Consider the following 1,460-nt stretch of genomic DNA (forward strand, 5'->3'; position numbering starts at 1 on the left):
AAAAATTAAGAGCTTTTTTCAGGTAAAAAAGAAGGTGACTTTTTAGTCACCCTCTCTTAAAAAGATCCCGATTAAGTTACATTTACTTTTTCGGGATTTTTGTTTGGATTAATTGTGATGTTGGCTCTGCATGGTTTTAATGAGTCTGAAAATATTTTCAGCAGTATAGCGAAGATTATAGACACTGATGTATTGAGAAATTGACAGATCTTCAGCTCTGCGGTTTATCGGAAATATTGCCGTTACGCCTTGTTTAAAAACATCACTTACTGTACTGTCTTCCGATTGTCCTACAACAGCTATAACCGGCTTTTTGTAACGCATAGCTCTTCTTGCTATGCCTAAAACCACTTTGCCGCGCAGACTTTGAATGTCAATTTTGCCTTCTCCGGTGAAAATAATATCAATATCTTTTATTTCTTCTTCAAAATTGACGGTATCAAGAACGATCTCAATTCCTTTTTTTAATTGTGCATTGAAAAAAGTCAGCATACCGGCGCCCATGCCACCTGCCGCAGCAGCACCTTTAGTGGACGCAACTTTAAATCCTAAATCATGCCAAATGACATTACTTAAATGCATAAGACCGCGATCAAGTTCATAGACCGTTGTTAAATCCGCACCTTTTTGCGGTCCGAAAATATATGCTGCGCCGTTTTTTCCGCATAGCGGATTATCAACATCGCACATCGCAAGAATTTCAATATCTTTTAATTTGGGATCAAATCCTGAAGTATCAATTTTGTATATGTCTTTAAGTGTCCCGCCTGTGGGAATAAAGCTCACTCCTTCTTTATTTAATTTAGAAATTTAATTCCTACCGCCGCAGCTGCTCCGCAGCCTCCGTCATTAGTACAGCTTCCGCCCAAACCGATGATAATGCGTTTTACTCCTTGTTCGGCAGCATCAAGAAGCTGTTGTCCGACACCGAAAGTGGTGGTTAAAAGAGGATTCTTATGATTCTTGACGATATCAAGTCCAGCGCATGAAGCCACTTCGATAATGGCTGTGTCTCCGTCATTTATGAGTCCATAGTAGGTTCGCATTGTTTCCATGTACGGACCTTTAACTTTTACGTAATGCTTTACTCCTTTTAATGCGCTTAAAAAACTGTCAACCGTTCCTTCTCCGCCGTCTGCCACGTAAATAGATTTACATTTACAGTCAGGAATGATTTTAAGTGCTGCTTTGGTCAATGTGTCACACACTTGCTGTGAACTTAAAGTTCCTTTGAAGGAGTCAGGCATAAATAAAAATCTGTTCATTTTATTTTTTTTGCACTCTTAGTTCAAAAATGTGTTTTTATCCTTTTATCGGGATAGGTTTAGTGACAAAGCCAAAACAGCTTTTAGCTGGTAAAGCAAAATGACGAGCTAAAAACTAAGGTAATGAGTACTCTTTGTAATATACATTTCTAGAAATACTCTTTATATAAGAAAAAAACAAAAAGCATTTTTGTA

The 1,460-nt window shown here is 37.8% G+C and carries 2 protein-coding genes; both read right to left on the reverse strand.

The features are described from left to right. Positions 1–108: 108 nt before the first annotated feature. Complete coding sequence (locus QZ019_RS09785) at positions 109–786, reverse strand: glycerate kinase (RefSeq protein ID WP_295484642.1); 678 nt, start codon at positions 784–786, stop codon at positions 109–111. Between the two features lie 11 nt (positions 787–797). Then, entirely contained in the window at positions 798–1,265 is a 468-nt protein-coding gene (locus QZ019_RS09790; RefSeq protein WP_295484644.1) for a glycerate kinase, read from the reverse strand. Between the last annotated feature and the right edge of the window lie 195 nt (positions 1,266–1,460).

It is taken from the genome of uncultured Succinatimonas sp. (genome assembly GCF_905203285.1).
Classification (GTDB): domain Bacteria; phylum Pseudomonadota; class Gammaproteobacteria; order Enterobacterales; family Succinivibrionaceae; genus Succinatimonas.